Raw genomic sequence first — 23,660 nt, 5'->3', positions numbered from 1 at the left:
AGCTCCCAGCCTGCGCTGGGATGACGGATTGGGAAGGGCAGGCGCTAGCGAATCGTGAACACGACCTGGTCGATCACCCGCCCGGCAAGATCGATCAGCCGCAATTGATGCTTGCCCGGCCCCGCCAGCACCAGCGGGTGCGCATCCGCCGGCCCCAGATCGCGGCGGTCGAGCATTAGCCGATGCGCCGTCACCTCGCCCGACACGCCGATTGCCAAGCGTTGCCGCTCGATCGGGATATCCGGATCGAGCGCATAGACGCTGCCCGATACGGGATTGACGATCCGCGGGCGCCGCGCCGCTGCAGGCGCGGCAGCGATCTGGCTCTGACCGGTGCCGGCAAGAAAATATTCCGGCCGCGCGCGTTCGATCCCGCCGCCGAAGCTGACCAGGCGCTGCTCGATCCCGCCCGGCCGCCTGGGCGCTTGGCCGGCCCGCCCGGCATGCAATGCCAGCATCAGATCGCGCCACACCGGCGCCGCGCCGCTGGTGCCGGAAACGGCGCGCATCGGATCGCCCTCCAGATTCCCAACCCACACCGCGACGGTGTAGCGATCGGAATAGCCGACGCACCAATTGTCGCGCATCGCCTTCGACGTGCCGGTCTTCACCGCCGCCCAGAACGGCAGACGCAGCGCGCTATCCAGCCCGAACGTCGCGGCACGCGCATTGGGATCGGCGATCATGTCGGAGACGAGCCAGGCCGCCTGCGTGCTGGTAACCCGGCGTGGCGCGGCACGCGGCGCGTCTGCGGTGAGGCGCAGCGGCGTCCATTGCCCGCCATTGGCCAGCGCGCGGTATGCGTCGGCCTGTTCGAGCAAGGTCACTTCGGCCGAGCCGAGCGCCAGGCTGAAGCCGTAATATTGCCCGTCTTCGGTAAGGCCTCGATAGCCGCTGTCCCACAGTCGGTCGCGAAACGGCTCGACCCCGACCAGCAATAGCGTGCGCACCGCGGGCACGTTGAGCGACCCGGCGAGCGCGCTTCTCGCAGAAACCAGCCCCTTGAAGGCATGGTCGTAATTTTGCGGCACATACAGGCCCGACGCCGTGTCGAGCTGCACCGGCGAATCGTCCAGGATCGAGGCCGGGGTGAGATAGCCGCGCTCGATCGCCTGCGCGTAGAGGAAGGGTTTGAGCGTCGAGCCGGCCTGGCGATAGCTGTTCGCACCATCCACCGCGGCGGCCGTGGAATTGCCCCCGATTCCGCCGACATAGGCCAGCACGTCGCCACTGGCATTGTCTACCACCACCACCGCGCCATCGCGCGCGCGGCTCCCGCCCAGCCCCTGCAACTGGCGTTTGAGCGCGACGATCGCCGCCTGCTGCACCCGTGCGTCGAGCGTGGTGGTCACTTTCATGCCCGCCTTGAGCAGCAACCGCTGCCCAAGATGCGGCGCAAGGCCAGGATCGAGCGCCAGGCTGCGCGCCGGCCCGAGCATCGACGCCGCCTCGCCGGGGAAGCGCGTGCAATCCTGGCTGCGCGACATCGCGCAGGCGCGGCGCGCGACGGTAGCGGCGGGGGCCTGCGGGTCCGGCAGCAAGGCGGCGAGCAACACGGCGTCGTCGCGCGCGAGGCTGTCCGGCGTCTTGCCGAACAGGCCCAGGGCCGCCGCCCCGATCCCCTGCGCTTCGCCGCGGAAACCGGCAAGGTTGAGATAGGCTTCGAGGATCTGGTCCTTGCTCCAGCCGCGTTCCACCGCCCAGCCGGCGCGCATCTGGCGAATTTTGTCCCACCAGCCACGCGCACCCGGCGCGGCAAGATCGGGGGCGAGGAAGCCGGCAAGCTGCATCGAGAGCGTGCTCGCGCCGCGATGGCGCTTGCCGCGAATGCGATCGCGCAGCGCACCGAGCATAGCGAGGGTGTCGACCCCGCCATGGCTATAAAACCGCCGATCCTCCGCGCCCACGATCGTTTCGCGCGTGACCGGCGAGACCGCATCGAGCGGCGTCCAGGCCAGCCGGCGCGCGGCGAAATCGACGCGCGCGGAATCGATCAGCTGGCCATGGCGGTCGTACAGCCAGGCCTCTGATGGATGCCAGCCGGCACGCGTCTGTGCGTAACTCGGGAGCGGTGGGGGAAGGGTTGCGTAATCGATGCCGGCGAAGGCGAGCAGGCCCAGCGCTAAAGCCGCAAGCGCCGCCGGCCCCTTACGGACGCGAAAATTCTGCAGCCGTCCCCATCCGTCACCCCAGCGAAAGCTGGGGTCTCGTGCGGCTCCTGTCCCGTCTTTGCCGCCTGAGATCCCAGCTTCCGCTGGGATGACGGACTTTGCAGCGGCTCCCTCATCACCGGGAAAAGAGTCACCCACGTCCACACATCACCGTTGCGCCACCGTCACCGGCGCATTCGGCACCTGCGCGCGGATCGCCGGCGAATACATCGCCTCGACCCGCGTCGGCGGCAGGCTGAACCGCCCGGCACCGTTCAGCCGCATCGTGTACGCCACGGTGAACGACCCGCGTGGCACCCAGGCGAAATAGCCGCGCCACGCCTCGCGCTTGCGCTCGACATAGCTCGGCTGCACGCCGTCCGTGCCGGTGACCTGCGCCAGCATCGACGATTGCCCGCCGAGATCGCCGACGATCGTCGCGCCGGCCGGGATCGGATCGCTGACCACCACCCAATTGCGCTCGGCCGAGGCCTCGACCGTGATCGTCACCTTGAGCACGTCGCCGCGCGTCAGCGTGCCGGGATTGCGCGCCTGCACCACATCGACCTTCTTAGTCATCTTGTAGCCGGCGAACAGCGGCTGCTGCAGCGGCACTGCGGCGGACACCGCGATCATCGCCCAGGGCCCGAGCCCGCTCGCTTGCGACAAACGCAGCGGCGTCTGACCAGCGGGCAGCGGGAAGCTCGCCTGGCGTTGGTCCGCTGCAAGCGGCCATGACTTCACGATCGTCTGCGCGCCCAGCGACAAGGTCGTCGGCCCCTGGATCGCGCTGGCCGGATACAGGCCGGCGAATTTGCGCGCCGCGATCGTGCCCCAGGCATTGGCGGTGGTCGTGTCCCAATGACCGCGCTGCTGGCGCAGGCTGACGCCGACCATCATCTTCGGCGCATCGTCCTGCCAGCCCGGCCGGCCGAGTGTGGCGATGACCGATTTGATCGCCGCCTCGTCGCCCGACGACATCAGCCACCAACTGGCATTGCTCTGGTCGGACAGATCGAGCCGCGTGCCTTCATACACCAGCCGCGTGCGCAACGTATTCTCGGCCGCGGTCTTCAACGCCTGCGCGTTGGCGAGGCCGACGATGCGATCGAGCGCGACGATGTAATCCGCCAGCGTCGCGGTCGGCATCTCGTTCGGTGCAATGCCGATCTGGCCGAGCATCTGCGGCGTCGCCGCACCCTGCCGCGCCAGCGCCGCCAAGGCCGCGACACGCTGCAGGCGAACGTCGCCATAATCTTCGTGGCGCAGCCGCCCGTCGATCACGGCCTTCATCGCCTCGATCATGCGCCCGCGCGGTCCCTCGGGGATCGGCAGCCCGGCATCGGCGGTCAGCGACAGGACGTAAGCGGTCAGCGCTTCCGATCCGGTCAGGCTGTCCGACGGCCAGTAGCGCAACAGCCCGTCCGGCGCCTGATAGGTCGGCATTTCGCCCGCCAGCCGCGTCCACGCCCCGGCATCGCCCAGCGCCACCGCGGTCGACAAGCGCTGCTCGAAGCAGGTGTAGGGATAGGCCGCCATATAGGCGCGCACGCCGGCAAGTGGCGGGGCAAGCGTGTCGTCGAGCCGGATATCCACCGTCCCCCAGCCGGGCAGGGCGCCGGCCGGGCGCGCGATCGGGATCGTGCTGTTCGGCCCGATTTGCGTCAGCGTCGCCGCCCACACTTCGACCGGGATCGCCGGGATGACGTCCTGGCTCACCGTGATCTGGTCGCTCGCTTTTCCGTTATCGGCGACCGCTTTCACTTGCCAGCGCAAGGCAGCGACATTGCCCGGCGCGGTCAGGTTCCACGCCACCGGCGCGGCGCCGCCGGCCGGGATCGTCACGGTCAGCGGCTTACCTTGTGCGATGCGCGGGAAGACGTCGACGCTGGCGGTGACCTTCATCGGCTTGTCCGAGCCGTTCCTGAGCGTGAAGCCGGCGGCATAATAGTCGCCCGAGCGTACCAAGGTCGGCATGCCGGCGAAGATCGACAGGTCCTGCGCGGTGCGCACGCTGGCCATGCCGGTGCCGAACAATTGCGCGCCATCGGTGGCGATCGCCACCAGCTTGAACGACGATAGCGCGTCGGACAGCACCACCGGCACACGCGCGCGCCCTTGCGCGTCGAGCGCGACGCGGCCCTTCCACAGCAATACCGGCTGGAAATTCTCGCGGTTCAGCCCGGAGAGATCGCCGCCGCCACCGCCGCCGGCCTCGACCGCCTTGCGCCCGTAATGGCGCTTGCCGACGACCTGCATCTGCGCGGTCGAGGTCAGCACGGATAGCGAGCGTTCGCCCATCATCGCAGTCAGCACGTCCCACGATTCGTTGGGCGCAAGCTGCAACAGCGCTTCGTCAACCGCGGCGAAGGCGACATCGGCAGAGGCGGCCGGCTTGCCGTCCGGGCCCTTCACCTGGATATCGACCTGCGCCGTATCGCGCGCGGCGTAACGCTGCTTGTCCGCCTTGACCGCGACCTGCAGCTGATGCGCTTCCCAGCCGACCTTCACCTTGGCGATGCCCAGGCGGTAGGCGGGCTTGGCGAGATCGACCAACGCGGTCGGTTCGCTGATCGGCGGGCCGCTGGTCAGGCCGATCTTCTGGCCGATACTGGTCATCCAGCTCCAGAAGCCGCTCTGCACGCGGCCGCGCACTGCCATGACCGAGACGAACACGTCGGGCGCATAGCTGCCCGGCATCTTCACTTCGACCACCGGATCGGTGCCGGACAGTTCGGTGACGAAGCTCGACAACACGCCTTCGCGCTCGACCGTGACGAGCGCAGTGGCATCGCGGAACGGCATGCGCACCTGGAAGCGCGCGGTTTCGCCGGCCTTGTAGCTGGTTTTCTCGGGCACGATGTCCATGCGATCGCCATTGTCGCCGCCGAACCACCAATCGTCGTCGCCCGCCAGCCACACGCTGCGCGTCGCGCGCGCGATATTGCCATTGGCGTCCTCGGTCGTGGCCACGGCGTAGACCTCGCCCGACACGCCGGGATCGACCGCGCATTGCGCTAGGCCCTGCGCGTCGGTGGTGGCGGTGCAACTGCCCGAGAGCTTGGCCGTGCGCATCTGATTGTCATAGGCATAGAAGCCGCCGATCAGCCGGCGCCGTGCGGTCAGCACCTGGCGGCTGTACAGCGCGACGGAGATCTTCTGATTGGCCTTGGGCTTGCCCTCGGTATCAAGCGCGACGAAGCGCAGCCGCAGATCGTCCTGCTTCATCAGCCAGCCATCGGTCTTCACGCCCAATTGCACGCCCGAGGTGAAGATCGGAATGCGCCGCGAGGCGGTCAGCACTTCGCCATTGGCGTCCTGATAATCCATCTCGACCAGCATATCGGCATTGGAGTCGATGCCTTGCGGCACCTCGATCGTGCTGCGCGCGGTCCCGTCTCCGCCAAGCGTGGCGGGCAAGGTCTGCGTCGGCGGCAAGGGTGTCGTGTCTTCCTCGCCATCGCCGTTGAGCGGCTTAACCCCCTCGGCCACCGCATCGCCGCCGAACGTATAGGCTTCATAGCCATCCGGCGTGCTCGTGCGCCCGAAATAGCCGACGCGCAGATCCACCGCGAGATTGGACGCGCCACCGCCGGAGAGATATCCGACGAACAGGTCGAGCGGCAGCGACTTGGGCCGGATCGCCGCTTCCTTCGGCCCGGTGACGCTGGCACGCATCGTCGGCAATTTATACTCGTCCACCTTGAACGATTGCGACGTGTAGATGGTCCGCTCGCCAACGATCACCTGCACATCGTAATCGCCCATCGGCGCGCCTTGCGGCGCGGTCCAGGTCGATTCGCCGATGCCGTTGGCGTCGACATTGAGTGGCATGTCGAACTGCGTATCCGATCCGCGATGCGACAGGCGCAATGTGCCGCTGAACGCCGGCGACATGGCGAAGCCCTCGCCCAAAGGTTTGCGCACGATATGCTTCATGTGGATCGTCTCGCCCTGGCGGACCAGTGCGCGATCGAACACGGTGTGCAGGATCTCGCTGCGATCGTCATAGCCGTAGGGCAGATCGAAATCGTACGGCCGGATGCCGTCGCTCCAGCTGGTCAGCGTGAAGCTGAAATCGTCGCCGGCGCGCGCGGAAATCATCAGCGGCGGCGTGGTCGATCCCTCGTCGCAGCTGCCATAGGTCTGCACTTCGGGTAGGCCCGGCGGCACGAACAGTCCGCCGGCTTTGTCGGTCACGCCCTTGGCCAGCAAGCGGCCGGAGCAGCTATCGCTGACGCGCACTTCGGCATTGGGCACCGGCTTGCCGGTATCGAGCGACGTCACCCAGGCCAGGCTGCGCTCGCGGCCCCATTTGAAATGCACCGCCATGTTGGTGACGAGCGCCGCCGACGCGACGTAACGCGGCGCCTTGCGCCCGAGCAACGCTTGGCCGAGCACCGGGCTGGCCAGTTCGACGACATAGAATCCGGGCTTGGTCAGCGGCACGCCGACCACTTCGAACTGCTTGCCTTTGCCCGGCAGGCCGAGCTTGAAGCCATTGCCGCCGCCCTGCCCCGCCCCCAGGATCGGCTTCGATCCGGTATCGTTGATCGTCACGTCTTCGCCGCCGCGCTTGATCGTATGGCTGGCATATTCGCCGGCCTTCTCGACCGTGCGCAGCCACTGCGCGACCGCACCGTCCGATCCGTCGACGCGCAGGCGCTGGCCGTCGATGGCAAGGTTATTGCCCTGCAACGCCTCTTCGACATTGCGCACGGTAACCGGCAGCACGCCGCCTTCCTTGGCCTCGACGATGCCGAAATTCGCCGCGAACTTCACCAGCGGCGGCGCTTCGTCGAAGCGCACATCGAGCGGAAAGCGTTCGCCATTGGACAGCGGGCGGCCGCTCTCATCCTTGATCCCGGCCGGAATCGTCAGCTTGGCGGTGGTCGCGGTCGGCAAGGGCGCGGCGAAGCTGATGTCGCTGATCGTCGCCTTCTTCTTTTCCTCGTCGCTGAACACCGGTGCGATCGTCTTGCCGTCGGCCGTAGTGATGCTGATCGCCTGCGCGGCGCTCAGCGCGATCGGCGCGTTAAAGCGGACATAGGCCTTTTCGACCGGCGAGCAGCCCGCCTGCGCATTGACGCGCGAACATTCGAACCGCGCGGTGAACGGCTTGCGCACGGTATAATCGAAGCGCTGGTCGGCGCCGGCGATCTTGCCCCCCGCGCCGGCAATGTTCGCGCCCCACACCAAGGCCATTTCGCGCCCGGCAGGCAGCGGGCGGCGGCATTTGAGCGCGGTAACGCCGGCCAGCGCCTTCGTACGGTCCTCGGCTGAGGCCGGAATGGTCGCCGGCAACCCGCCACTCTCCAGGAAGCTACGCACGTTCCAGCTGGTCGTGCCGAGCTCGCCGAGCAACTTGCCCGGCAGATCGGCAGGCAGCACGTCGACGGCGATCTTCTCGCCCACGCCGTCCACCGCGCAATAGGCGTTGGCGGCGATCGAGGCGCGCGTGGCCGGCAGATTGGCGGCGACCAGGAACACCTGATCCTCCTCGATCTCGCCATCATATTGCGCCGGCAGCACCGCGCGCGCCACCGGCCCGCCGGCATCGACCTTGAAGCTCTGCTGGCCGGTCACGGCATAACCCGAGACGCTCTTCAGCCCGTCCTTGATCTTGAACTCGCACACCGTGCCCCCGGGCAGCGGCGCATCGAAGTCATGCACGAAGGTCTGTGGATCGACCCAACGACCTTTGCCCGCCACTGCACAGGTGACGTCGAACGGCCCGGTCGCGCGCGGATCGCCCAGCGCGACCATCGGCTGGCTGAAGCGCACCGTAAAACGTTCGATCGCGCCGCCGCCGATGCCGGGCGTGGCCATGATCACTTGCGGGGAATTATCGCCAAACGCCGCGACCGGCGCGATGGCCAGCGCGAGCAGCGCCACACGCAATGCGAGCTTCATGTGATCACTCCCCCGTAACGGCGCGAGGCTAGAGGCTTTGCGTAGCCCAAGTCCAGCACCGTTTGCCGCACGCGGCGCCACCTTGCGCAACACCGCTGCATCCGAAACAATGGCCCGACGCGACTCGCAGGGGATGGCGATGGGCGGCTGGGGGGATGTCATTGCCGTCGTCGACATCGTCTCGCGCGAGGCGATGCTGTTCGCCGCGATCGGCTTTCTGATCGGCGGGCTGGACGATTTTGCGATCGATCTCGTCTATCTGCTCCACCGCGGCCGCCGCCTGCTGACGCGCGCCGGCCCGGGCGAGACGCTGGCCGATTATCCGGTCGCCGATCGCCCCGGTCGCCTCGCCGTGTTCGTCGCCGCGTGGGACGAATCCGCGGTGATCGGCGCGATGCTGCGCACCGCGCTGGTGCGCTTCGATCATCCCGATTACCGCATCTATGTCGGCTGCTATCTAAACGATCCCGCCACGATCGGTGCGGTCGCGTCGGTCGCCGAAAGCGACGCGCGCATCCGGCTGGTGATCGGCAGCGCGCCCGGGCCGACGACCAAGGCGGGCTGCCTCAACGCCATTTGGCGCGCGCTGTTGCGCGACGAAGCGGCGGACGGCGTGCGCGCCAAGGCGATCGTGCTGCACGATGCCGAGGACGTCGTGCATGCCGGCGAATTGCGCATCTTCGATGCCTTGATCGAGCACCATTGGGTGGTGCAATTGCCCGTCTTGCCGCTGGTCGATCCCGCGGCGCGGCTGATCTCGGGCCATTATGCCGACGAGTTTGCCGAGATGCATGGCAAGTCGCTGGTCGTGCGCCAGGCATTGGGCGCGGGGCTGCCGCTGGCCGGCGTCGGCTGCGCGATCGAGCGCGCTTGTCTCGGGCGTATCGCTGCCGCGCGGGGCGGCGCGCCGTTCGACGGCGTCAGCCTGACCGAGGATTACGAACTCGGCCTGCAGATCGCCGCGCTCGGCGGGACGGGCATATTCGCGCGCATTGCCGAAACGCCCGGCGGCCTGCCGGTGGCGGTGCGCGCCTATTTTCCTGCGCAACTGGAGGCCGCGATCCGGCAGAAGACACGCTGGATGATCGGCATCGCCCTGGCCGGCTGGGACCGTATCGGCTGGAGCCACGCGCGCGACTGGCGCGACCATTGGATGCGCATGCGCGATCGCCGCGCCCCGCTGGCGGTGCTGGTGCTGGTCGCCGCCTATCTTGCGGCGACCTTGTGGCTGCTGAGCGCCGCGCTCCACGGCGCCAGCGGGGTCTCGATCCCGCCGCTCATCGAACCCTTGCCGACCTTGCTCAGCGTCAATGCCAGCCTGTTGCTATGGCGGCTAAGCGTGCGCGCGGCCTTTACCTGGCGGACCTATGGCAAGCGCCAGGCGGCCTGGTCGGTGCCGCGCGCGTTCGTCGGCAACATCGTCGCGATGGTCGCGGCGCAGCGCGCGCTGCTGCGCTATGTCGGCATGCTGCGGGGCGCCGCGCCGCGCTGGGACAAGACCGACCATCTGTTCCCCAAGCATCTCGCGGAGCATGTGCGGTGACCGGCGCCGGGCGGCCGCTGCGTTTCCTGGCCATCATCATAGGCGGCTGGATCGGTGTCCGCGCCGTCATGCTGTGGCCGCACGATGCCGTCGCGGCGGCGGAGCGCGCGGTCATTCCGCGATCGATCGCGGCCGCACCCGCCGAGCTGCTCCGCCCCCCAAGCGTTGCTGTGCCGCAGGCCTATTCGACCAGATCAGCAGCCGTGCAGCACACACCACCCGCGCTGGTCACTACGGCCATCGCGCCGTCGGCTGTCGCGAGGCTCGCCCCGGCGCCGCGGATGCCGGCGGTCATGCAACGTCCCGTCGAGGCGTCACCGCCCGGCATCGTCGCCGGCCTGCCCGCCACCCTGTCCCCCGCCACGGCGGCGCGCTCGCGCCTGTTCGGCAGCGCCTGGCTGTTCGTGCGGGGCGGCAGCGGGGCCGCGAACGGCATCCCCGTCGCGCAATTGGGCGGCTCGCAAGCCGGGCTGCGCCTGGCCTATGCGCTGACCGAAAACCGGCGCCTGGCGCTGGCCGCGCGCGCGAGCTCGCCGCTTGGCGACGGTATGCGCGAACTGGCGCTCGGCGTGGAATGGCAACCCACCCGCCTGCCGGTGCGGCTCGTCGCCGAACACCGGTTCGCGCTGGGCGGTGGGCGCGGCGGCCCGACGCTGGCGGCGGTCGGCGGGGTCGGGCCGGTGCCGATAGCGGCGGGGTTCACGCTGGAAAGCTATGCACAGGCCGGGATCATCGGCCGCGATGGCGGCGAGGGCTATGCCGATGGCGCGGTGCGCATGGCACGGCCGATCGTGCGGCTGGGCAGCACGCGGCTCGATCTCGGCGGCGGCGCCTGGGGGGCGGCGCAGAAGGGCGCGACGCGGCTCGATCTTGGCCCCTCGCTATCGGCGACGGTGCCGCTTGGCCGGCAGCCGGTGCGCGTGTCGCTGGACTGGCGCCAGCGCGTGGCGGGCAATGCCGCGCCGGGCTCGGGCCCGGTGGTGACGATGGGGGCTGATTTTTGAGCCGCTGGGGTGAATCGACGCGAGAGCCGGACGAGAGCGGTGGCGCTGAACCATCGTAAGTCGTTACCCCTCAAGCCGGCATGACGGCTCAGGGATCGCCGACAGTCGGTCATTAGGCTTGGCTCTCGCGCTGCCTGAACCGGGCCTTCATATACGCGATGCAGCACCGAGCTTCTGGGGAGGCGCTTTGACGGCGTCTGGGTAAGCAACACATCAGGGCCAATTGTCGGAAGTACGGCCTGCTTCGCGATCTATAACGTTGGCTAAGCACACGTTGCAGACCTTGAAGCGAGCTTAGAACGCGACGAAATAACCCTTCACCGCTGCCAGAGGCCCCGAGGCCAATTGTCACCCTCGGCCGCATTCGCCATGTTCAGTCCGTGAAGCGATGCCCGATGAAAGGTCGAAGATGAAAGTAAGTTTGCCGATTGCCCTTGCCTGTCTTGGTCTCGCTTCACCTGCCCTATCGCAGGGCAGCGACTTCAACCTTACATACCATGTTGAGCGAACACCGACGGCGCGGCTTAGCCTCGCGACCTGTGGGAACACGGTGGCGCAGGTTGCGCGTCGATCGAAGCTGAGCGTCGATATGCAAAGCTTCCCAGGCCAGCTTGTGATCGTGAAGGGCGGCCGCGCGGGGGCTGGCGCCTTCGTTGTACAATGCATCGCCGTAGGCAACACAACGGTAAGTGTAGTGCAGGGGATCGACTACCGCGCCCAAAAGGGAGTGGTGGGTCAATATGCCGACCGCGCTTTTGCTGCAGTGAAGGCGGCTATCAAATAGGGCGACGATCCGTTCGACCTGTCTCTCGTTTCGGATCGTTTGCAGGCGAACGTCTCGGCTGCAGTAAGACAGCTATCGTCGATCTCTCTCCTAAAGCCCGTCCAATTAGCACCAAGACCATGCCGTTCACGATCGCAGAGCGGACCCTGCCAGCGGACGATCAGGAGGCGCCCAATCGCGGCCATCGCCATACAAGTTAGGCTTAACGGATACGGCCGCCCTCTCAGGCGCCGACCGAAACCCTAATTGCCGCCGCGCTGTGCCTGGCACGTGGCTGACGAATGCCGGTCGGCTAACACCCAAAAGAGGACGAAGCGTGTGCCAGTTTCTTCAATGACTGCAGCTATAGTCGCCGGATGATTATTTCGCGATCCGCTTTGGCTGTCCTCGTCGTGGTTCTGTTGAGCGGGTGTCTGGAGCAGGGCAGCCCTGGTCATGTTCACTCGTCGCGAGGCGTGTTTGCCGCATGGATTGCAGCCGGCTTCGGTGCTTTTGGCACGCTCTTTCCCGACATAGTGACGAACCGGAACGGAGAGGGCGATCGCAGTGTGACGCGGATGATGTGTCTGGCTTTCCTGTTCGCAGGCTCGGTATTGCTGGCAGGATATTATTTCGACATCCACGTCGTTCACACACCTTCAGCCAAAGGCAGCTAACCACCCGCTTTCCGACGTTGAGCATGGCAAATGCGACATCAAGCCCGGCGGGCCGCACTTCCCGAACTTCAGGCCGATCACGATCGATCCCACAAGCCACAGCCGGTGCCGTCGATGCGCGTGGATTCTACCGCCCCCACAACGCGCTAACGCTTCCGCCCCGCGCGACTTCGCGGTAACGCCGGGGCTGTGGACATCTACCTGCCCATCGCCAATCTGTCGGTCAACGCGATCGTCATCGTGCTGCTCGGCGGCGGGGTGGGCATGCTCTCGGGCATGTTCGGCGTTGGCGGCGGGTTCCTGACCACGCCGCTGCTGATCGTCTACGGCATCCCGCCGACCGTCGCCGCCGCCTCGGGCGCGAGCCAGGTGACCGGGGCCAGCGTGTCCGGCGTGTTCGCGCATGTCCGGCGGCAGGGGGTGGATTTCAAGATGGGCGGCGTGCTGGTCGCCGGTGGCATCGTCGGGTCGCTGGCCGGCGCCTGGCTGTTCCGGCTGCTCCAGGCGAGCGGGCAGATCGATACGGTGATCGCGATCCTCTATGTCGTGATGCTCGGCTCGATCGGCGCCCTGATGGCGCACGAATCAGTGACGACGATACTCGCCACGCGCGGTGGCCGGCCGCCGCGACCGCGCAAGCGACGGCATCATCCGTTGGTCGCGGCGCTGCCGTTCCGCACGCGATTCTATGCCTCCGGCCTGTACATCTCGCCGCTCGCGCCGCTGCTGCTCGGTTTCTTCACCGGTATCCTGACGATCCTGCTCGGTGTCGGCGGCGGGTTCGTGATGATCCCGGCGATGCTCTATCTGCTCGGCATGGGCACGCAGGTCGTCGTCGGCACCTCGCTGTTCCAGACCCTGTTCGTCACGGCGAGCGCGACGATGGTCCATGCGCTGACCACCAAGGCCGTGGATATCGTGCTGGCGGGGTTGCTGCTGCTCGGCTCGGTGGTCGGCGCGCAGGTCGGTGCGCGTTTCGCCAACAAGGTGAAGCCGGAATATCTGCGCCTCGCGCTTGCCGTGATCGTGCTGCTGGTCGGCTTGCGCGTGGCGATCGGCCTGGGCTGGCGGCCGGACGAAATCTATTCGGTTGAACTGTCGTGAATCGGTATCTGGCGCTGCTGCTCGCGCCATTGCTGATGGCGCAGGGCAAACCGGCGCCCAAGCCGGTGCTGGTGCCCGACGTATCGCAGCGCCAAATCGAGATTGCCTACAGCTTCACCGGCGCGGAATTGCTGCTGTTCGGCGCGATCCTCTATCCCGGCGGGCGCTTGCCCGACGACGCCAAACCGACCGATGTCGTGATCGTGGTCAAGGGCCCGGTGCAATCGATCCTGGTGCGCGAAAAGGAAAAGGTCGCCGGCATCTGGGTCAATGCCGCGCGTTTGAGCTATCGGTCGGCGCCGAGTTTCTATGCCATCGCGTCGTCGCGGCCGATCAAGCAATTGGTCGATGATCGCACCCAGGCGATCTACGAGATCGGGCTCGATTCGCTGCAATTGTCGCCGGCGAGCAACGCGCCGCCGGCCGATCAGGACCGCTTCGCGCGCGGGCTGGTCGATCTCAAGCGCCGCTCCGGCCTGTATTACGAAGCGCCGGGCGCGGTCGAGATCACCGATGGCGTGCTGTACCGCGCGCGCGTGACGATTCCCGCGCGCGTGCCGGTCGGGCGCTTCACCGCGGAGACCTTCCTGATCCGCGACGGCCGCGTGCTGGCAGCGGCGACGCGCGATATCGACATCCGCAAATCGGGCTTCGAGCGCTTCGTCGCGCGCTCGGCGGACAATCATTCGATCCTCTACGGGCTGGTCGCGGTGGGCCTGTCGGTGCTGTTCGGCTGGGCGGCCGGCTGGGTCGCGCGCCGCCTTTAAGCGCCGGCACACCCAATCTTTACGCTTGTCGTCCAGGGTTGGCAGCCCAGCACTTCCCGAAGGACGATCCCGAATGACCGAAATGCAGGGCAGCGAGACGTTCGCCCGCGCGACGCCCGCGCTGGCGCCGTTGCTGTCGGGCGCGCCGATCGGCATCGTGCTGGAGATTGCCGGCTCGAGCAGCCAGGTCGTGCTCGATCCGCAAGCGCTCGACGCGCTGGTCGGTCATGCCGATCCGGTCGTGGCCAGCGCCGGATCGGTCGGCACGCAGATCAAGCTACGCGTCGGCGCGAGTTGGCTGATCGCCAATATCCGTTCGCTGCGGCTGGTCGAGGGCGCGGAGGATCGCATCGTCGCGCAGGTCGATTTCCTCGGCGAAGGCGATGAGGAGAAACTGACCGGCAAGCTGTACAAATTCCGCCGCGGCGTGACGCGCTATCCGGTCCCGGGCTGCACGGTCTATCCGGTCTCGACCGCCGACCTGAAGCAGATCTACGCTGCCGAGGATCGCGCCAATATCGAGATCGGCACGGTCTATCCGACCAAGGATATCCGCGCCTCGCTGTATGTCGATGCCATGCTGGGCAAGCATTTCGCCCTATTGGGCAGTACCGGCACCGGCAAATCGACCAGTGCCGCGCTGATCCTTCACAAGATCTGCGAGCTGGCGCCGCAGGGCCATATCGTGATGATCGATCCGCACGGCGAATATAGCGCCGCGTTCAAGACCAATGGCGCGCTCTACGACGTCGGCAACCTCCAGATGCCCTATTGGCTGATGAACTTCGAGGAACATTGCGAGGTGTTCATCACCAGCGATGGCTCGGAAAATCAGATCGATTCGGACATTCTTGCCAAATGCCTGCTCATGGCGCGCGGCAAAGGCCGGCTCGGGCAGGAGATCGGCAAGCTCACCGTCGATGCGCCGATCCCCTATCTGCTCAGCGACCTGACCAATTTGATCAGCCTGGAAATGGGCAAGATGGACCGCGCCGGCGATACCGCGCCGTATCTCCGGCTCAAGACCAAGATCGAGGAGATCAAGGCCGATCCGCGCTACGGCTTCATGTTCAGCGGCATGCTGGTGGCCGATACGATGGCCGATTTCCTCGCCCGCATCTTTCGCCTGCCCGGCGACGGCAAACCGATCTCGATCATCGACGTGTCCGGCGTGCCGAGCGAGATCACCTCGGTGGTGGTGGCGATGCTCAGCCGCATGGTGTTCGACTTCGCCATCTGGAGCCGCAACGAACCGCAGCGCCCGATCCTGCTCGTGTGCGAGGAAGCGCATCGCTACATCCCCAACGAACGCAATGCCGACGCCTCCTCGGTCGGCCGCATCCTCGGGCGCATCGCCAAGGAAGGCCGCAAATACGGCGTCTCGCTGGGCCTGATCACGCAGCGCCCGTCCGATCTGGCCGAAGGCGTGCTGTCGCAATGCGGCACGATCCTGGCCATGCGGCTCAACAATGATCGCGATCAGGCCTTCGTCCGCGCGGCCATGCCGGAAGGCGCGCGCGGCTTCCTCGATTCGATCCCGGCGCTCCGCAACCGCGAATGCATCATTTGCGGCGAAGGCGTGGCGATTCCCATTCGCGTGTCGTTCGATAGCCTCGACGACAATAAGCGCCCCGCTTCCGACGATCCGCTCTTTTCCGATCTGTGGCGCCAGACCGGCGGCGAGCCCGAGATCATCGAACGCACCATCAAACGCTGGCGCTCGCAGGGGCGCTAGGCCCTTACGGCGTCGGCGGAAGCGCTGCGCCGCACGTCACCGGACCGTTGGGCGTGCCGCGCAAGGTGCAGGCCGGCGCGCCATATACCGTCACCGCGCCGATGCCGCGCGCCGCCACCGTGGCGGTGAATTTCGCCTGCGCCACCATGTCGCCGCCGCCATCGGCGCTCAGCGCCAGATCGCCGGCGACCAGCCCGCCGGCCTGCATCCCGCCCGGGCCATTGTTCGACAGCCGCGCTTTGGCGGCGCGGCCGGCCAGCGTCATGCGGCCCGATCCAGTCGTGGTCGCGCTGAACTGATCGGCATCGATCGCGTCGGCGCGCAGCGCACCGCTTCCCGATAGCGCCAGATCGATCTTCTGGCCGCGCACCGGCCCAACGATCGTCAGATCACCGCTGCCGATCAGCATCACGCCGCGCAGTGTCCGCGTGGATAGCCGGATCACCGGCGTGCCGCCGGTCGAGGCCGGCTGCTCGCCCCACGCATTGGGCCCCGCCCGCACGGTCAGCGTGTCTCCCTCGACACGCATATCGAGCAGGTCTGTGGCGCGCGCGTCACCTTCGGCCACCGCGCTCGGCGGCTGGCCGGTGGTCAGCACGATCCGATACGGCCCGTAGATCCGCAGCCGATCGAAATTGCCCACCGAATAGTTACGCTCGGCCGCCGGCGCCGGAACGGCCAGCGGCAACAGGCAAAGGAATGCGAGGAGGCGTTTCATGCCGCCCTGCATCCACCTTCCGCTGCCGGGACGCAAGATCAGCCGCAGCGCACCTCGCCCGTGCCCATCTTGCTGGTCGAGCATGTCGCGCCCTTGCCCAGATCGACATCGCCCGTGCCGAGGATATTGACGTTAGCCGACCCGTTGACCTCGGCGCGCACGCTGCCCGTGCCCGCAATCGACACGTCGGCGCTTTCCGCCTTAAGGGCGGCGGCATCGAGATCGCCCGTCCCGGCAATCTCGACTTTCAACCGCTTGGCGGTGCCGGCGACCTTGGTGTCGCCCGTCCCGGCGATCGCGAACTTGGCGCTCTGCACGCTGAAGGCCGCGATCGTGATGTTGCCGGATCCCGCCAGGTTGCCGGCAAATTCCTGGCCCTCGACGCGATCGATCGTCAAGTCGCCCGAGCCGGCCACGCTGCCCTCGGCAATGCGCGGCATGGTGACATACACCATGACCTTGTTCTTGCTGCCCCAGCTGATGCCGTGCGACGTGACCCGACCGATCTTCAGCGTATCGCCGTCACGCTCGATCTTGAGCTTGTCCAGTTCCGCCGCCGGCCCTTCGGCGCGGACCGAGAAACCGGTGCCGACGCGCACATCGACATCGTCCGCGCCGCGCAGCTCGACCGCGGTGAAATCGGCCGCCGCAAAGGTCCGCGTCGTGCCGCTGCCCGACGCTGGCAGGCCCGGTTTCGACTCCGTGTCCGATCCGCCGAACGAACAGGCAGCCAGCGGCGTCAGCAACAGCGGTACCGCGATGACCAAAGCGAATGTGCGCATACGAGCCTCCAGTGTGTATTGCATAGATAACACACAGTGACATACGGCGCAACGAAAAAGGGGCGACCGTCACCGGCCGCCCCCTCATCTGCTAGGATCGCCGATCAGACGGCAACCTTGTCCTTATTGTGGATCGCCGCAGCCTTGCGCAGGATGTCCAGGATCTTCTCCTGGGCGGCCGGTTCGTCGACCTGCTCCATGGCGGCGAGTTCGCGGGCCAGACGGCTGGTCGCGCCTTCGAAGATCTGCCGCTCGGAATAGCTCTGCTCGGGCTGGTCCTCGGCGCGGAACAGATCGCGGACCACTTCGGCGATCGACACCAGGTCGCCCGAATTGATCTTGGCTTCATATTCCTGCGCGCGACGCGACCACATGGTGCGCTTGACGCGCGGCTTGCCGGTCAACGTGTCGAGCGCTTCACGCAACGTCTTGTCGCTCGACAGCTTGCGCATGCCGACGCTTTCCGCCTTGTTGGTCGGGACACGGAGCGTCATGCGCTCCTTCTCGAAACGCAGGACATAGAGTTCCAGCTGCATGCCGGCGATTTCCGACTTTTGCAGTTCGATCACACGGCCCACGCCGTGCTTGGGGTAAACGACATAATCGCCGACGTCGAAGGACAGCGCCTTAGCAGCCATTCCGTTGAGCCTTTCCGTGAACTGGTCCCCAGTGGAAGCGCTGCGAGGCTTGAACTAGCCGGCGCGGCGCGCGATACGGGGATTGGGGTTTTGGGTACGTCTCCAGATCGAAAACCACGCGGGGCGGCTTCCGTCCTCGCCTGTATAGCAGAGTCGTAATAAAATTACCAGCGGATCGTCATGCTATGTGCAGCCTAAGGGCTGAGAATGGGACGATTGCGCGCGATTCTGGCGACAATGTCCTGCCGTTCATCCCTGAAGCGCTTCCCCGGCGAAAGCCGGGGTCCAGTCGCGGAACGACGGTTATCGGGCGTTGCGCGTCGTTCCATCGGTCAGCGCGGCTGGGCCCCAGTCTTCACCGGGGCAGCGCGTTGTGATGGGCGCAGGGTGCAGAGCAACGCCGACGGCAGAGCCGTCGGCCGGATTAGGCTTTCACCCCGTCCGCCGGCCGTGCCGGGCGCTGCGGCGGTGCCGCATCGGCGCGGGCGCGGCCGCGCCTGCCCCCGTCAATCCCCAGCGCCGGGCTCCGGCGAAAAGTATTTGTCGAACTTGCCCTCTTCGCCCTTGAACGCATCGGCATCGGCCGGCGTCTGGTTGGCGTTGCGCGTCACGTTGGGCCATTGCGCCGAGAAGGTATTGTTGAGTTCGAGCCATTGCTCGAGCCCGGATTCGGTATCGGGCAGGATCGCTTCGGCCGGGCATTCGGGCTCGCACACGCCGCAATCGATGCACTCGCTGGGATTGATCACCAGCATGTTCTCGCCCTCGTAGAAGCAATCCACCGGGCAAACCTCGACGCAGTCCATATACTTGCACTTGATGCAGGCGTCGGTGACGACATAGGTCATGGTAAGAGTTTCCTGAAGGCGACGAACGCCTGCCTGCTATGCGCGCATGCCCGTTGCGTCAATCGGATGCGGGCTCTGCGAGACATTCTCACCGAGCTCGGAATAGCAAGCGCGCGCTTCCGGCGCCGGCCCGCGGCGTGGTGGCAGTGCCTCGATGCGGATTACGCGGACGCGATCATTGCACAGGAAGGTCAGCACATTGCCCGGCCTGACCGGGGCGTGCGCACGGTCGATCGCGCGGCCGTCGATGCGCAGGCGGGTATGCGTGGCGATGGCCTGCGCGGCGCTACGGGTTTTCGCGAGCCGTGCGAACCACAGGAACCGATCGAGCCGCATCGCGCCTTCACCCCCCCGCTGCTCAACCATGGCGCAGATCGAGCTCGGCCAAAGCGGCAAAGGCATTGTCGCGCGGCGGAGGCACCGCGCGCACTGGCGCACGGCCACGCCACACCCAACGCGGGGTGGCGTCCTCCGCCCGGGCAAGCTTGAAGCCGAGCCCGGCCATCAGCCGCTCCAACGTGGCGGGATGCACGCCGATCGAAATGGCCAGCGCCGGATCGGGCGTAAATGGCTTACGCCCGGCGCGCGCATCGTGCGCCGCCCGCGCAATGCGCTCGACCAGATCGACGCGCACCGCTTGCAGCGCGATCGCGCGATAGCCTTGCGCCAGCTGCGCGCCGGGCGCGGTGCGCGGCAGCACGGTGGCGCCATCCGCCGGTGCCGCGGCGATCGGGCTGCCGTGGCGCGCTGCGACCAAGGCTCGACGCCAGCGCGCGGCGGCGGGCTTCATCAGCCGCGGATCGAACAGATCGAGCGCGCCGATCGTCACCCCGATCGCGCGCAAGCGTTTGCGCGCGGGTGGATCCAGCCCATCGACCGCGATCTGGTGATCGATCCGCGGCAGCAGCCCGCCATGATCGACCAGGGCGGCAGCGATCGCACGCAGCGCCGGCCCCGCCGCCGCCTCGCGCGTCGTGGCATCGAGCGCGACCAAAGCCGGCACATGTTTGGCCATCTGCCGGTCGAGCCAGGCGGTCAGCCGCGCCTTGACCCGGTCGCGCAGCGCGACCTCGAGGCAATCGAGCGCGCGATCGAGCTGGATCTTGGGGCGCGCCAGCGAACTGCCCTGCTTGAGCGCTGCCACTACCAGTCCGTCCCACGCCAAGGCCGGCGGCACCCCTTCCTCGGCCAGCAGGGTCAGCGCGGCATCGTCGGCTTGTGCCAGCGCGGTGCCTCGCTTGGCGCGCTCCTCGCCCAGCCGGCGTTCGGCGGCGGCGAGCAGCAGGCGTCGGTCGGTGGCACGCGCATCGGGCGCGACGGTGAAGGCGAAGCCGTGGAGATGCCCGATGGCATGATCCTCGACCATCACTTCGCCTTCCGCCCCGATCGTCACCGGCAGATCCTGCGTGTTGGCGCCGATCTGGCGCAACAGCATCGTCGTGCGCTTGTCGACGAAGCGTTGCGTCAGGCTCAGGTGCAAGGCGTCCGACAAGCGCTCTTCCACCGCCCCGGCGCGCGCCGCCCATAAAGCCGGATCGGCCAGCCAGTCGGCGCGGTTGGCGATATAGGCCCAGCTGCGCGCCGCCGCGATCCGGCCGGCGAGCGTCTCGACATCGCCAGCGACATTGTCGAGCCGCGCAATCTCCTCGGCGAACCAGGTGTGCGGCACATGTCCCTGACCTTCGCTGAGATAGCCGAACAGCTTGGCCACGAAGCGCCCATGCGGATCGAGCCCAACCTTGCGGAAATCGGGCACGCCGCACGCCGCCCACAGCCGCGCGACCATCGCGGGGCCACGCGCACGATCGCGCACCCAGCCTTCCTCCACCAGCCGCTTGAGCACCAGCAGGTCGAGCGCTTTCGGCGCGGCACGCAGTTCGCGTGCCGCGGGGCGCACTTCGAGGCTGGCGATCAGATCGTCGACGCTGGAGAAATCGGGCTCGCCCTCGCGCCAGAACAAATGATCGAGCTTGGGAAAGCGATGCTCCTCGATCGCCAGCACTTCCTCCGGCGTGAACGCCCCCGGCCCTTCCGCGACCAGCGCGCCGAACGTGCCGTCGCGCTGGTGCCGCCCGGCGCGCCCGGCGATCTGCGCCATCTCCGCCACCGTCAGGCGACGGGTACGCTGGCCATCGAACTTGTTGAGGCTGGCAAAGGCGACATGCGCCACATCCATGTTGAGACCCATGCCGATGGCATCGGTGGCGACGAGATAATCGACCTCGCCGGCCTGGAACATCGCCACCTGCGCGTTGCGCGTGCGTGGGCTAAGCGCGCCCATCACCACCGCCGCGCCGCCGCGCAAGCGGCGCAGCATCTCGGCCACGGCATACACTTCCTCGGCGCTGAACGCGACGATCGCCGAGCGTTTGGGCAGCCGGCTGATCTTCTTGGCGCCGGCATAAGAAAGCGTCGAGAAACGCGGCCGATTGAGGATGTCGATGCCCGGCACCATCGCCTTCAGCATCGGGCGCAGCGCCTCGGAGCCGAGGATCATCGTTTCCTCGCGACCGCGGGCGCGCAGGATGCGGTCGGTGAAGACATGACCGCGCTCGCGATCCGCGCCCAATTGCGCTTCGTCCAGCGCGACGAAAGCCAGGTCCTTGGCCAGCGACATGCTCTCCGCCGTGCACAGGAACCAACGCGCGTCCTTGGGCACGATCTTCTCTTCGCCGGTGATCAAGGCGACCTGGTTCTTGCCCTTGATCTTGACCACGCGGTCGTAAACTTCCCGCGCCAGCAGCCGCAGCGGGAAGCCGATCATGCCGCTGGAATGGCCGCACAGCCGCTCGACCGCGAGATGCGTCTTGCCGGTGTTGGTCGGGCCCAACACCGCAGTGACCGGGCGTTCATCGTGTACGGGCATGTCGTGAGCAACATCGGCGCGCGCAGCCTCCGGCGCAACCGGTGCGATGACGATTCTCGCGCCAAACCCTTCAGATCATTTGTGGTTCCATCGCGAATTATCGGCTCGCCTTGGCATCGCACCGCCTCACCCGAACATCGCCGTCCAGCCCCCGGGGTTAATTTGACTTTAGCACCTTGCGGCCACACTGCTCCGACCCACGCCGAAGGGCCTTCGGCGCGCGACGATTGTGTGAGGGCTTTTCGCCTTGTTCCTGCGTACCGATCATGGACACGACCAGGCGGGTGGCACCGCCACGATATCGTTCGGCCGCGCGATCGCCCCCCCGATTCAGCTTTCTGTCGCCGAAAAGCTGCGCGCGCGCATGGCCAGCACCGATTGGGCGCCTGATCTCGGATCGCGCATCGGATCGCGCGATTGGTGGCGCGGCGCGCTCAGCTGCGCCGGGCTGATCGCCGCGAGCTGCTATCTGTCGCCGGGCTTCGATCGCACGATCACCGGTAGCGTCGCCGCGCCGCTCGCCGGCGACCAGTGGGAAGAGGCGCATGCGCAATCGATCGCGCCGCTTGCCTGGGGCGCCGATACCGGGCGCCGCATGGCCGCCAACGATCTCGTGGCGCCGCTCACGCAGACACCCGAACGCCCGATCATCGAACTCACCGCCACGTATGGCAGCGGCGACGATTTCACGCGCTTGCTGCAACGCGCCGGCGTGTCGTCGGTCGATGCCTCGCGTGCCGCTGGCCTGGTCGCCGGCGCGGTGCCGCTGGAGCAACTGCGCCCCGGCACGCGCATGGATATCACGCTCGGCCGCCGCCCCAATCGTACGGTTGCCCGTCCGCTCGAAAATCTCGCCTTCCGCGCCCGTTTCGACCTAAATCTCGCGCTCACGCGCACTGGCGACACGCTGGCGATGACGCGCCAGCCGATCGCCATCGACAATACGCCACTGCGCATCCAAGGGCTGGCCGGCTCCAGCCTGTACCGTTCCGCGCGCGCCGCCGGCGCGCCCGCCAAAGCGGTCGAGGCCTATATCAAGGCGATCGCCTCGCGCGTCTCGATCGGCGCGGTGGCGCCGTCCGACAGTTTCGATTTCGTGCTGCAACAGGCGCGCGCCGCGACCGGCGAAGTCCAGCTTGGGCAATTGATGTTCGCCGGGCTCAACCAGCCGGCCAAAAAGACGCAATTGGTCAAATGGGACGATGGCACCTGGTATGACGCTCATGGCCAGACGCAGCGTCAGGGCTTTATGGGCATGCCGGTCAGCGGCCGCATCACCTCGGGCTTCGGGCTGCGCGTCCATCCGCTGCTGCGTTATGCCCGGATGCACAAGGGGCTGGATATCGGCGCTCCCTGGGGCGCGCCGATCTATGCCGCGATCGCCGGCGTGGTGCGGATCGCCGGGCGCAACGCCGGCTATGGCAATTTCGTGAAACTCGATCATGGCGGCGGCATTGCCAGCGGTTACGGCCATATGAGCCGCATCCTGGTGCGCCCTGGCCAACACGTGGCGCGTGGCCAGCAGATCGGCATGGTCGGCTCGACCGGCATGTCGACCGGTCCGCACCTGCACTGGGAGGTGTGGAAGAATGGCGTCGCGGTGAACCCGCGCGCGTTCAGTTTTGCCAGCGTGGCGGTGCTGTCCGGCGAAAAGCTGCGCGCGTTCAAGGCGCGGGCTGCGATGCTGATGGCGGTCAAGCCGGGCCAGCACTGAGCCGCTAGAGCAACGCCAGCGCCGAGAGCCGGCTGATCAGCCCCGCGGGCATGGCCTCGTCAATCTCCGCGCCCTCGCCGAGATCGCCTGGCGCGTCGACCCCTTCGAGATAACGCCAGCCCTGATGCGCGCGCTTCGGCCGCCCCTGCACCAGCACCAAGGCTGGATCGATATGGATCGCCACGCGCCCGCCTTCGGCTTCGCCAAAGCCGATGATCGGCGATCGCGCGACCAATTGGTGCTTGAGGATCCAGAACATCGAGCCCCCGGTGACATTGGGCCCGGCCACTTCCTCATGCCGCTTTGGCAGATAGCGCGTGGTGAGGAACACGGGGCCTTCCTGCCCCCGCATGTGCAATCGCTCGGCGAGATGCTCGACGCTTAACGCGCCGAACGCAACTTTGGTCAGATGAAGCGGCATGCGGCTGATTTGGGGAG

17 protein-coding genes are annotated in these 23,660 nt (G+C 67.1%); 8 read left to right on the top strand and 9 right to left on the bottom strand.

Going from position 1 to position 23,660, the window contains the following annotated elements; all coding sequences use genetic code 11:
* Positions 1-44: 44 nt before the first annotated feature.
* Positions 45-2,120: a penicillin-binding protein 1C gene (pbpC, locus tag U1739_RS09340; protein ID WP_332707946.1), complete on the bottom strand. Its 2,076-nt coding sequence runs from the start codon at positions 2,118-2,120 to the stop codon at positions 45-47.
* A 198-nt stretch (positions 2,121-2,318) separates the two neighbouring features.
* A complete protein-coding gene (locus U1739_RS09335) occupies positions 2,319-8,063 on the bottom strand; it encodes an alpha-2-macroglobulin family protein (protein ID WP_332707033.1) in 5,745 nt (1,914 codons plus the stop codon).
* 109 nt (positions 8,064-8,172) lie between these two features.
* Between U1739_RS09335 and U1739_RS09330 the strand changes: the two genes are divergently transcribed.
* From U1739_RS09330 to U1739_RS09300, 7 genes are all read left to right on the top strand, one after another.
* A complete protein-coding gene (locus U1739_RS09330) occupies positions 8,173-9,606 on the top strand; it encodes a glycosyl transferase family protein (protein ID WP_332707030.1) in 1,434 nt (477 codons plus the stop codon).
* A complete protein-coding gene (locus U1739_RS09325) occupies positions 9,603-10,610 on the top strand; it encodes a hypothetical protein (RefSeq protein ID WP_332707027.1) in 1,008 nt (335 codons plus the stop codon). The genes U1739_RS09330 and U1739_RS09325 overlap by 4 nt, the downstream gene beginning before the upstream one ends.
* A gap of 409 nt (positions 10,611-11,019) precedes the next feature.
* The gene (locus tag U1739_RS09320) at positions 11,020-11,394 is read left to right on the top strand and encodes a DUF6180 family protein (protein WP_332707024.1); all 375 of its coding nucleotides are present in this window, start codon (positions 11,020-11,022) and stop codon (positions 11,392-11,394) included.
* 377 nt (positions 11,395-11,771) lie between these two features.
* Complete coding sequence (locus U1739_RS09315; protein WP_332707021.1) at positions 11,772-12,050, top strand: hypothetical protein; 279 nt, start codon at positions 11,772-11,774, stop codon at positions 12,048-12,050.
* Positions 12,051-12,239: 189 nt separating this feature from the next.
* Positions 12,240-13,154 carry a sulfite exporter TauE/SafE family protein gene (locus U1739_RS09310; RefSeq protein WP_332707018.1) on the top strand — a complete coding sequence of 305 codons (915 nt, stop codon included), beginning with the start codon at positions 12,240-12,242 and terminating at the stop codon, positions 13,152-13,154.
* 35 nt (positions 13,155-13,189) lie between these two features.
* Positions 13,190-13,921: a TIGR02186 family protein gene (locus tag U1739_RS09305; protein WP_332707944.1), complete on the top strand. Its 732-nt coding sequence runs from the start codon at positions 13,190-13,192 to the stop codon at positions 13,919-13,921.
* A gap of 73 nt (positions 13,922-13,994) precedes the next feature.
* Positions 13,995-15,656, top strand: coding sequence for an ATP-binding protein (locus tag U1739_RS09300; RefSeq protein ID WP_332707015.1), 1,662 nt, complete (start codon positions 13,995-13,997; stop codon positions 15,654-15,656).
* 4 nt (positions 15,657-15,660) lie between these two features.
* On the opposite strand, the gene U1739_RS09295 is transcribed toward U1739_RS09300, so the two are convergent.
* The 6 genes from U1739_RS09295 to U1739_RS09270 form a co-directional block, all read right to left on the bottom strand.
* Positions 15,661-16,374 (bottom strand): head GIN domain-containing protein, encoded by a 714-nt coding sequence (locus U1739_RS09295; RefSeq protein ID WP_332707012.1) that lies wholly within the window; start codon positions 16,372-16,374, stop codon positions 15,661-15,663.
* Between the two features lie 38 nt (positions 16,375-16,412).
* Positions 16,413-17,156 (bottom strand): head GIN domain-containing protein, encoded by a 744-nt coding sequence (locus U1739_RS09290; protein ID WP_332707009.1) that lies wholly within the window; start codon positions 17,154-17,156, stop codon positions 16,413-16,415.
* 104 nt (positions 17,157-17,260) lie between these two features.
* The gene (locus tag U1739_RS09285; RefSeq protein ID WP_261295058.1) at positions 17,261-17,794 is read right to left on the bottom strand and encodes a CarD family transcriptional regulator; all 534 of its coding nucleotides are present in this window, start codon (positions 17,792-17,794) and stop codon (positions 17,261-17,263) included.
* Between the two features lie 506 nt (positions 17,795-18,300).
* A complete protein-coding gene (fdxA, locus tag U1739_RS09280; protein WP_332707006.1) occupies positions 18,301-18,642 on the bottom strand; it encodes a ferredoxin FdxA in 342 nt (113 codons plus the stop codon).
* Positions 18,643-18,678: 36 nt separating this feature from the next.
* Positions 18,679-19,008 carry an RNA-binding S4 domain-containing protein gene (locus U1739_RS09275; protein WP_332707003.1) on the bottom strand — a complete coding sequence of 110 codons (330 nt, stop codon included), beginning with the start codon at positions 19,006-19,008 and terminating at the stop codon, positions 18,679-18,681.
* On the bottom strand, positions 19,001-21,508 hold the full coding sequence (locus U1739_RS09270) for a helicase-related protein (RefSeq protein WP_332707000.1): 2,508 nt from the start codon (positions 21,506-21,508) through the stop codon (positions 19,001-19,003). Before U1739_RS09270 ends, U1739_RS09275 begins: the two co-directional genes overlap by 8 nt.
* A 247-nt stretch (positions 21,509-21,755) precedes the next feature.
* On the opposite strand from U1739_RS09270, the gene U1739_RS09265 reads away from it, so the two are divergent.
* A complete protein-coding gene (locus U1739_RS09265; protein ID WP_332706997.1) occupies positions 21,756-23,222 on the top strand; it encodes a M23 family metallopeptidase in 1,467 nt (488 codons plus the stop codon).
* Between the two features lie 4 nt (positions 23,223-23,226).
* On the opposite strand, the gene U1739_RS09260 is transcribed toward U1739_RS09265, so the two are convergent.
* Positions 23,227-23,643: a DUF1489 family protein gene (locus U1739_RS09260; protein ID WP_332706994.1), complete on the bottom strand. Its 417-nt coding sequence runs from the start codon at positions 23,641-23,643 to the stop codon at positions 23,227-23,229.
* Between the last annotated feature and the right edge of the window lie 17 nt (positions 23,644-23,660).

Origin of the sequence: Parasphingomonas puruogangriensis, assembly GCF_036663635.1 — a bacterium.
In the GTDB taxonomy this organism is placed as follows: Bacteria; Pseudomonadota; Alphaproteobacteria; order Sphingomonadales; family Sphingomonadaceae; genus Sphingomonas.
This window is presented reverse-complemented; position numbering and strand designations above follow the sequence as displayed.

Bases quoted from the DNA above. Each gene is read 5' to 3' on its own strand.
- U1739_RS09335 (WP_332707033.1), bottom strand. From the start codon at position 8,063: ATGAAGCTCGCATTGCGTGTGGCGCTGCTCGCGCTGGCCATCGCGCCG.
- U1739_RS09330 (WP_332707030.1), top strand. From the start codon at position 8,173: ATGGCCCGACGCGACTCGCAGGGGATGGCGATGGGCGGCTGGGGGGAT.
- U1739_RS09320 (WP_332707024.1), top strand. From the start codon at position 11,020: ATGAAAGTAAGTTTGCCGATTGCCCTTGCCTGTCTTGGTCTCGCTTCA.
- U1739_RS09305 (WP_332707944.1), top strand. From the start codon at position 13,190: ATGGCGCAGGGCAAACCGGCGCCCAAGCCGGTGCTGGTGCCCGACGTA.
- U1739_RS09300 (WP_332707015.1), top strand. From the start codon at position 13,995: ATGACCGAAATGCAGGGCAGCGAGACGTTCGCCCGCGCGACGCCCGCG.
- U1739_RS09295 (WP_332707012.1), bottom strand. From the start codon at position 16,374: ATGAAACGCCTCCTCGCATTCCTTTGCCTGTTGCCGCTGGCCGTTCCG.
- U1739_RS09290 (WP_332707009.1), bottom strand. From the start codon at position 17,156: ATGCGCACATTCGCTTTGGTCATCGCGGTACCGCTGTTGCTGACGCCG.
- U1739_RS09285 (WP_261295058.1), bottom strand. From the start codon at position 17,794: ATGGCTGCTAAGGCGCTGTCCTTCGACGTCGGCGATTATGTCGTTTAC.
- fdxA (WP_332707006.1), bottom strand. From the start codon at position 18,642: ATGACCTATGTCGTCACCGACGCCTGCATCAAGTGCAAGTATATGGAC.
- U1739_RS09275 (WP_332707003.1), bottom strand. From the start codon at position 19,008: ATGGTTGAGCAGCGGGGGGGTGAAGGCGCGATGCGGCTCGATCGGTTC.
- U1739_RS09270 (WP_332707000.1), bottom strand. From the start codon at position 21,508: ATGCCCGTACACGATGAACGCCCGGTCACTGCGGTGTTGGGCCCGACC.
- U1739_RS09260 (WP_332706994.1), bottom strand. From the start codon at position 23,643: ATGCCGCTTCATCTGACCAAAGTTGCGTTCGGCGCGTTAAGCGTCGAG.